This is a genomic window from Mannheimia sp. (assembly GCF_056854775.1).
In genome coordinates, this window is the sequence record NZ_JBXGGI010000048.1 from 1 (window position 1) to 10,031 (window position 10,031).

The 10,031-nt window shown below is 39.2% G+C and carries 2 protein-coding genes and 1 pseudogene; all 3 read right to left on the reverse strand.

Going from position 1 to position 10,031, the window contains the following annotated elements:
• Positions 1 to 183 (reverse strand): annotated as a pseudogene (locus ACJHV0_RS03870) (hypothetical protein); the annotation flags it as partial.
• Between the two features lie 14 nt (positions 184 to 197).
• The gene (locus ACJHV0_RS03875) at positions 198 to 9,599 is read right to left on the reverse strand and encodes a two-partner secretion domain-containing protein (RefSeq protein ID WP_483133426.1); all 9,402 of its coding nucleotides are present in this window, start codon (positions 9,597 to 9,599) and stop codon (positions 198 to 200) included.
• Positions 9,600 to 9,678: 79 nt separating this feature from the next.
• The coding region (locus tag ACJHV0_RS03880) for a ShlB/FhaC/HecB family hemolysin secretion/activation protein (RefSeq protein ID WP_483133427.1) at positions 9,679 to 10,031 on the reverse strand (353 nt) is incomplete at its 5' end.

The window sequence follows — 10,031 nt, forward strand, 5'->3', positions numbered from 1 at the left end:
ACAAGATCTCATGTCATTCTCACGATGAGTTAATAATTCAAAAAAGCTACCTTCTTGTGAAGGCGGATATAATTTTATTGAGTCATGAAGACGCCATTTGTAATACGGCTGAGGTGGTTTAAATCCACCGAATGAGCATCCAATCAGACAGAAAACACCAACAATAATACTAAATATTTTCATCACTATTTCTCCTTTTATTTACCGTTTTGATTTCTATTTAAATCATAAATTGTTTGTTCTTTATTCATCATTAAATCTCCTTTTTGTCGGTATCCATCTTTGATACATTGTACCTGACCTAGACCATAGCAATTATGCATAGATGAGTTATCTCCGAACATATCAATCATTCGTTGTATTACTCCTCTATTTTCGTGGTTATCATTCATTGTGGATGGGTTTCCGCCCAATACAATAGGCAAGCTACCGATAGGATCTAATTTATGATTTTCAATACGAATAGAACCCGCTTTATTCGCCTCATTTCTTGAAGAGCCTGTTTGTAATTGGCTTAATGTATTATCCGAATTGGTTACATTCGCTGCTGGACCAACCATTTTAACCTTTGTATCAGAGAGCAATTTAGCCTCACGATTTTCTTTGTTATTCAATGCACTCAATGCATTAGCAACGGTTAAAGTACCACGACTATGTGAGCCAATAAACAGATTATCTTTACCATACTTAGTCATAATATCTTTTGCTTGTAAACTGGAATTATCCATTCCCAATAAGTTACCAAAAGAACCTTCAAACATTTTTTCATAACCTGCAACTAATAATTCAGAAACAGAATTATTTGCCTGTGGGTGATGAATAAAATAGACATCTTTATGAATAGGGCTGTCTATGTTTCCTGATTTACTTTCTTTAGCCACATAGTTTTGCCACGCAAATTTAGCTGCTGCATTTTCGTCATTAAAAATACCGTTGAATGCCACCACATACCTTGTTTCCGATTTTCCTGTCAGAGGATCTGTATAAGTTACTTTTTGCAGGTTATTTCGCTCCTGATCAGAAATTTCGCGTAACTGATAAATATTACGACCTTTATCTAATTGCTCATATTTATAATTTTCCAATTCTTGGTTATATTCAGATTGTGTAATTTCCCCCTTATTAAGTTTTTCCTGTACTGCTTGACGAGCTTCAGTATCAAGGGCTTCTTCTAACTGTGTATCTTTTATCGGATTTCCTTTTTCATCAACTTCTGCAGTCATCATTCTATGTTCAGCGATAAACATCGTCCGATAAGCCTCATCTGTAAAGCCTGCCATATTAGAAAAGAATTGTCGTTTAATAGATGAATCTGTTTCCACTTCTTTTCTCAATGATTCATAATCAGGTTTATCTAAATGATTTTTTTGCTCTACTGTTGATTTTGTAATGCGGTTAAGATTTTCTTGCCCTTCTACATCCCGAATATTAAATATTCCATCACTAATCACAGATGAAGTAATACTAGACGCACTTTCCGATTTCTTCGTATTGCTTACTAAATTAACCGCCCCAATTTTTGCTAATGCATAAAAATCAGCACTATGCACATCATTTTCCCCTAATCCGAATTTAATTGGGCTACTGTTAGCCTGATTAGGATTTGCCTGCTCAAAGGTTTCTCCATTTCTTTGCCTTTTTTCACGGTAAATATCATTTTTCTCTTTGTCTTCCTTAGATTTCTGGTCTCTACCAACTGAGAATCCCATACCAAAACCATTGGAGCTGGCTTTAGCATTTGAATGGTTTTCTATATCTGTAAAGCTGAATGTACGAGCTGACAACTGGTTTTTATCTTTCTCTGCTGTAGAAAGAATAGCCCCACCTGTAAGTTGGACTTTATTTTCAATATCTAAACCATACCCCTCATCGCCTGCAAATATCCCTGCCTGTTGCTTCACGCTTGCATAATTCGCATTCATTTTGGAGTTGCTATAACCCACACTGCCCGAAGCTCCGTAGCCGACGGTGAGTTGCCCTTGTACGCTCTCTTGTTTTCCCTTATAGCTCATTGTGTCTTGTAGGCTTTGAATGTTGAGGTCTTTTGCTTTCACTTCAACCCGTTTGCCCTGTACCTGTGAGCCGATTATGTTTGCAGTGTTGCCACTCTCAATCTCCGTTTTGCTAGATTGACTACCCACTCGGCTACCTACCCACGCTTGGCTTTCGCCATTGCCGTAGCCTTTGGCTGTATTGCCACCTGCTGTTACACCGAATGATGGACTGCCCGTGCCACCAAACTGAACAGCAACACCTGCATTAAAGCCGCTTGATTTGTTTTCACTTCGCTCTAAGTGGTTTTCATCTATCGCAAGTATATTTACATCGCCTTCTGAAGACAGTTTTGTCCCGCCTTTGCCTCCTACATCTGAGCCGATAACATTAAGTACAGAATCTTTTCCTGCACCCTCTGTTCTAATACTCACTTTTCCACCTGCATTCACTTGGCTTTTCTCAACATTATTGCCTTGCCTGTGTTCTCTCTGCGTGCTTTTTTGACTACCGTAACTAACGGATAAGCCTATATCTTGACTCATCGCTTGCATCGGGTTTTCGCTTATCGCTTCCGCTAGTTTACCCACCTGCTCCGCCGTTCTCCACCCCTCAACACCAGCATTCACCGCTCCTAACGCATTAATACGGTCGTTTTTACTGCTACCCACCGATTTTGCAGAATTTACGCTTTTTTCGACCGCTTGTATCGCATTCGTTACCGGTGAACTCACCGCAAACGTGAACCCTTTCTGCTGTACCGTACGTTTATAGTTGCTTTCATAATCGGAACGAGCCGCCGTTACTGTCGCTGTTTTAGCCAAAATATCAACATCGCCATCTCTCGAAGTTACCACACTCCCCGTTTGTTGGTAATGGTTGCCTGCATAAATGGCGGTGTCGCCACTTAAGCTTCCCACCTGACTGCGTGCCGCACTTTGTTGCCTGCGGTCTTGCTCTATCTGCTCTTTCTTAGACCCTATCGTAAAACCAAAACCACTACCCAGTAAGCCCGATTTTTTACTCATACTCAGTTCGTCTTGGTAATGCGTATTCACATCAGATACAATAGATACATCATTCTTACCATAAATAGTCAATGCTTCATCGCCCACCACCGAGGAGCTCTTAACCACAACATCGCCTGATGACGAAACTACTTTTACAGTTCGTCCGTCTATATTACTGCCTACCGCTTCACTGATATCGTGTTCGTAACGGTGGACTAACGTCGTTTTACTGAGCAGCCCTCGACCGGTTGATTTTCGACCCGTTTCTAATGTTTCTTCCGCTCTGCCTGCCTCAATTCGCACATCGCCTTTGCGTGAGCCTAATAACACTTCCCCTGATTCACTGCTGATATCCGATTGACGAACTGTGAGGTTGTTGCCACTCACCGCTCTAATCCCCCCTTTCGCAGAAATGACATTCCCCACTTCAGCACTTTGGTCTAAGCGGTAGTAGTTATCAGCATCACCATTGTAATGCTCTCGGTTTCGGGTTTTGAGCGTAGTAATCTTAAGCGAATTCTCCGTATCAATATCCATCGTGCCTGCACTATTAAGCGAAGCCGCTTTTATGGTGATATCACCTCCGCTAATGCTTAACCTGCCGTTATCGCCTGTTAATTTCACACTTGCAAGCCGGTCTAACTGGGTGCGAACAAAAGTACCCTCTTTATTCTCTGAATGGCTTAGGGTGCTGGCAATCTCTACTCCCTTTCCTCCATAAAGGGAAAGCGAATCCTCAGCCTCAATCTTACCACCTAAGTTAATTAAGGTCTGTTGTACCGATAAATCTACATTCTTACCTAACACCGTGCCTCTGTTTTCCAGTTGGTTACTGTGTAAACGGGTTAAATCTAAACCTGCAATCACACCGCTGTTTTCCACCTTATCTAAACTACCGATAATTTGATTAGCAGAAATAACCGACCCTCGAGAGGTAATATCACTATTGCGAGCCACTAAATAAACCTGTGGCACAAGAGCGGTAACTTTTCGTCCATCTGCAAGGGTGATTTCTTTATTGACTAGCCAAACCATATCGGTCGTTAGCTCCGACATCTGTTTTGCTGTTAAGCCTACACCAATAGCAAGGTTAAATTGTTGAGCGTATTTCACCCCACTATTCATTAACGCTTTGTATTGCTCTAAATCATCGTTGTAGCCGGCAATAAAACGTCTGCCTGTTAATTGGTTGATTTGTTCGTTAATCAAGGTTCGCTCATAAAACCCATCGCCTAAGCGTTTATGCACGTTATCGTGGTTATGACGAAGTTGCTCGAACATATAATCTGAACTTAACCATTTGCGACGGTCGGTAAATTTAGGATCGGTTTCAACAATATAACCATTCGTTGCCTCTGGGTTGATTTTGTATAAACTCGCCTGCGGTAAATTCACATCCGATAAATGAGTTTTGATGGTTGGCATTTCTAGCTCGCCCAGTTTATTCACATCAAAATTATCAATTGTTTTATCTAATTTACCGACAACCTGCCCTGAATCAACGATAGTGTTTTTATCTTGATCATTAATTGTTGGTGTAAGTTTAATATTTACTGTACTGCTGTTTGAGTCGGTATTAGCCCCTGTAATACTGATGGTGTCTAGGGAAATATTTTTGGCTTTGGTTTGTTCATCCACCATTGCATTAGATGAAATTGGGGTGCCGATGGTGTTTCTTACAATATCAAAGGTTTCTGTGATATTGTAAGTTCTCGGATTCATATCAGATATTTTGATATGTCTATGCCCATTCCTGCCATGACTTCTATAATGTTGTAAAAATTTAGCTTCCCCATCATATTCTTCTACTTTGATGATTTTATCTAAATCTTCATTTTTTAGCATTGTAGTGCCTGATACTAATGAAGAATTATCAACATTCTTATCAAACATTTGATTACCTAAGAATAATTTACCCCCAACTAATAATTGGCTATGTTTATTATGTAGATCATCCCCTTTGAGATAAAAATTTCCTCCTATACTAATTTTTGCACTGTCTTGTTTCTCAATATAAGGTGTATATGTATCCCTTTTATATTCCCAAATATATAATTGTTTTTCAGAAATTGTTGGTCTGCTACGATCATAAAATGCAATCCAAGCACTTCTTCCAGACCAGTCATAATAAGCCTCTGTACCTATGCGATATCGTTCTGTCGGTTTAGATTCTAGTGCTGCTTCCTTGATACTTTCTGTTGTTTTCTCAACACCTAATTTCAGATGAATATCCTGATTTAACAACCTTGCTGTATTGATATTCCCCTCTCCTAGTACCTCAATCGTTGCACTGCCATTATCAATAAAATCAGCCTTGCCAGTGGCATAACCTTCATCATCTAAATCGCCACCTATTGCCATTTTATTTAAACTTAGAATTAAAGAGTGATCTCGATTAGTAAGTGTACCAACACCAAAATCTACACGCTTCCTTGCCGCAATAGTGGCAGAGCTGGTTTTTCCATCAATCGTTTCTGCAAGATTATCTATATTTTTTGCTTTAAATGAGAGATGATTCCCATAAATCCTACCTGTGCCAATATTCGTAATTTTGCTTGCATTGAGTAGTGTTTTCTCGCCATCAATCAAGCCTCTGTTGGTAATCTCTTTCGCTTTCAATTTGCTATTTTTTGAGGAAATTTCACCTCTTGCAGTATTGGTAATTTGATTTGCAGAAAGGGTTGCACTATTACCAATCAATAAAGCAACATTATTAGTAAAATCGCCTTGCGTACTAAAATCGAGATCATTACCCACTTCAAAGGCTTTATTTAAGGTAAAGCTATCTTTTAAACGAACGGTTAAATCCCCTTGCGTTTTAATTGTGCCTTCCTGTTCTAGCGTTTTTGCCGATAAGTTAATGCGATTTTTCGCTTGAATTAAACCTTCTTGATTGTTCAGACTTAAATTACCACCTTCTTTGATGGTTAATTCATTATCTGAAAGTAATTCACCCTGTAAATTATTGAGGGCTTGATTAACCGTTATCGTTGCAACATCAGCAACATAAATACCCCCTTGCTGATTAGAAAGCGTATTGCTGTTTAGCGTTAATTGCCCTGCTTGAATACCTTGTGTCGGGGCTTTATCGGTGTTTTTTCTTTTTGTGTTTTGGTTAGCTAACTGCTCTGTATTTAATACAAGCTGAGTTGTACCTAAAATCAACGAACCAACATTACTTACTGCGTTATTATCAATTGATTTCGCATTCACTTCCGCTGTTTTCGCACTGATTGTGCCGGCTTTATTATCAATTTGTTCGGCATTAAGCGTTAAATTCTCTTTACTATTTAAAATGCCTTGTTGGTTATTAATGTTAGAAGTAGCCGAAACCGCCAATTGTTTATTTGAATGGATAAAGCCTTGTTCGTTATTAAGCACGGAAAGATGATTTAGAGAAAGTTTATCTAAGCCGATAATGCCTTTATTTTCAGCTTGCGTATTACGGTTATCAATGTGGTTTTGCTGTGTATTAATTTCCGTCTGTTTTGCCGAAATTAACCCGGCTCGGTTATCTAGCTTACCGCTTTGAATGTTTAAAGTTGGGTTAGCAAACAGCGTGCCATTCGCATTATCCAGCGTTGATTGGTGAGTATTAATTGTAAGAGAGGCTGTTTTGCTGGCAATAATCCCATTATGGTTAGTAATGCCCTGCTTGGCTTCTAGTGTGAATGATTTCTCTGCTTGTAAACGGCTATTTTGATTAGAGACTTTATCGGCATTGAGGGTAATTTCACTCGCACTAATTTCGCTATTTTGATTTGAATTAAGCTCCGACAAAGCCAGTGTTGCCTTGCCTGCTGTAATCAATCCATTTTGTTGCGATAAGCTTTTCGATTGAATATCAAGATCACCGCTAATACGAATTTGCCCGCTATTATTAATTATTTCGCTTGTATTGATTTGAGCATTATTAAAACCGATGATATTACCCATCCGGTTATCTAGCATTTTTGTATTTAATACTAAATTCTGCTGAGCGATAATACCTTTATCTTTTTGGCTAGTCAGCGTATTTTGATTATTTAATGTGCTGTTATTCGTATCTAGGCTAATATTATTCGCCGTAATAAGACCTTGCTCATTAGATAATGAACCACTTCGTACATTCAATTTTTGAGCCGCAACAATTTTACCCTCTGTATTATTGATCTGATGATTATGAGTATTTAACTGTAAATCCGCAGTTTGGCTACCAATAACTCCGCGAATATTAGTTACATTGCTACCTGTTGTTAAATAAGCTCCTTTTTTCGCAACAATACGGCTATCTTGATTATTCAATTCACCTTTAGTGGTAAGATTAAGTTGCTCTGCAAAAATAAGGCTATTTTCTGTGGAAGTAAGGGTATTTGAATTTAATTGTAGGTGTTGAGCCTCAATAATCCCTTTTTGTTGGCTAATTTCGCTAACCGTTAAATTAGCATTCTGAACCGAAGAAACTATTCCTTTGTGGTTAAACAATGTATCTGCATTAATATCTGCATTATGCTCAGCACGAATAGCTCCTTCTACATTATTGATTTGAGAAGTGGTTAAACCAATATGTTCACTTGTTATTTGCCCTTTTGTATTATCAAGTGTCTGACTTTCTAATAATAATTCCTTGCCCGCAATAATACCTTTATAGGTTGAATTCGTATTTTTATTACTCACTAAGCCATTTTTAACCGTGATACCTATTTTTTGTTTAGCATAAATTAAGCCATTATCATTATTTAAGTTTTGGCTATTGAGTGTTAGGTTTTCGCCCGCAAATAATTTTCCATCGGTTGAATTTAAATAACCGGTTAAATCCAAAGAGAGCGATTTTCCACTACTTAGTGTGCCTTGTCGATTTTCTAATTGCTTAGCATTAATGAAAAAATTACCCTGTGTGCTAAACTCGCCACCTTGCGTATTAATATTCTCTCCGGTTAAGTGGAAATCTTGCTCGCCCGTTTGTTTCCACACGGCATTTTGTGCATTTAAGGATTTTTGTGATGTGTTTATCACTTCCGCCGTTAAAAAACTGCCTTGTGTGGAAAGTAAGTTTGGCGTAGTTAAATGGATTTGTTCTGCCGTTAAACGTGCATTATCTGCCTGAATATCGCCTGATTTCGCCGTATATTCAATTGTATGTGCATTATTTTGGCTTAGGTTAGCATCAATTTCTGAGGCAGAAATCGTAATTTTACCGGAGACAATATTTTTCCCCTGAGCGGTAGTTTTGCCTGAACTGTTAAGTTGAACTGTTTTTCCGTTTTCAGATTTCTCTTCTAGCTTACGTGTTTCGCCTTGAGCAGTATCTGTTACCTCAACGCCAGCAGCAATTAATGAATCTTTGGTAGTGTGAATGGTAGAAGCTGTATAGGTGATATTCCCTTTCGCCACCGTTTCACCACTTTGCTGAATTTGAGCATTGGCGTTTTTCTGAATATTGCCATTGCGTGCTACAACTGAACCGTTGTTTTGAATATCCGTCTGAGATTTAAGTTGAATATCTCCTCGCTTGTTTTCAATCTTACCCTTGTTATCAATGCCTTTACTTGCTGTTAATGTAACAGGATTTGCGGCATTTAATGTGCCTGTATTGACAATTCTCCCTTGAGAGTCAATTTGTAGTGTATCTGCACTCGCTCCTATATGCCCTGCGTTTCTCACCCCAACGCCTTGTTCTGTGCCGATTAAATGAATTTTGCCTGCATACATTCCGCCCAGCTCGCCCACATCAATCGCAAATTGTGGTTTAGCGTCCTCTGCAAGCGGTTGTTTTGTGCTGATAATTTGCAATTTTTTATCAGAATCTGACCGCTTGACAGTATTTTTACCTGTGATAACAGTGGTTTCTTTCTTCGACCAAATCCCCGCATTCGCTTCGGTTTCTCGGGCAATGATTTCCGTGTAATCCACACGGCTGTTATCCATTCCTTTACCTGATACTTTTACTTTGCCTTTTTCCACCACAAAGCTGTCCAGATTGCCGTGCTGAATTTGTGGTTTACCGGTGGTAAATGTCGCTCGATCTGAATTGATAATGCCACAGCCTTCGCAATGTAAGCCCGAAGGATTAGCAATAATCACATCAGCTTTTTTACCTGCTACTTCTACATAGCCTTTCATCACACTTGGTTTGTTAGAATTGACCTCATTTAAAATCACTTTTGCCTCGCCTCGTGCAAGGTAAGGGTTGCCTGTAACTTGCCCTGCCAGCTGAGTTTGAGTGTTAGTGCGGCTGTTGTTGAGAATCGCTCCTTTCTCCGCCACATCAAATTGCGAGTATTTATTGTGGGAAAGCCCTTTGTCATTCGGGGTTTGAATATTGATTTGCGGCAATCCGTTTGCGGTGGAAAGAATAATCGGCTGCTGACTTTTCTGAGCAGTGTTATCAGCTTGAATAATCAAGGTTTCCGCTAATGCATTTTCTACAAACGACACAAAGCCTAAAGCACAAAACAGGCTAAATACAAGCGGTCGTAAATTACAAATTTTTTGCAAAATCTTACCGCTTGCTAAGCCCTCACGTTCGGCTTTCCCTTCACTTTTTGCTAATTCTGAAACAACCACTAAGCGTTGCAGTGTTTTACTGAAAATCACACGGAAACATTGTTTGTTCATTTTGTTTTCCTCAAAAATTTGCATTTAGGGTGGACATATCTGCCACTTCTACAAAATATCTTACTTACTTCTACGCAAACTAAAATTGATAACCGACATTAAAACCCGCCACACCATCAGAAGTTCTAAATCCTTCCGGTTTTCTTATCGGTTTGCCAAGAAACAGATCATAATGAAAACCTTTTATACCGCCTCTAAGCCCAATAGCAGTCCCCATTAAGTGATGCCCTAACTGTAGACTTTCATCTGACCAGCCATAAACTCTTCCGCCATCAACCGCCCAATAGAATGAATGGTTTGGCGTAAACGCCCACACCAATTCATTTCGCCAGTTCCAACCACGCTGACCTGAAAGGGTTAATTCACCATCAAAGCCTCTTACCGTATAACGGCTGCCAATCGAAAAGCGATCTTGTGGAATAAGTGGCGTTT

Bases quoted from the DNA above. Each gene is read 5' to 3' on its own strand.
- ACJHV0_RS03875 (WP_483133426.1), bottom strand. From the start codon at position 9,599: ATGAACAAACAATGTTTCCGTGTGATTTTCAGTAAAACACTGCAACGC.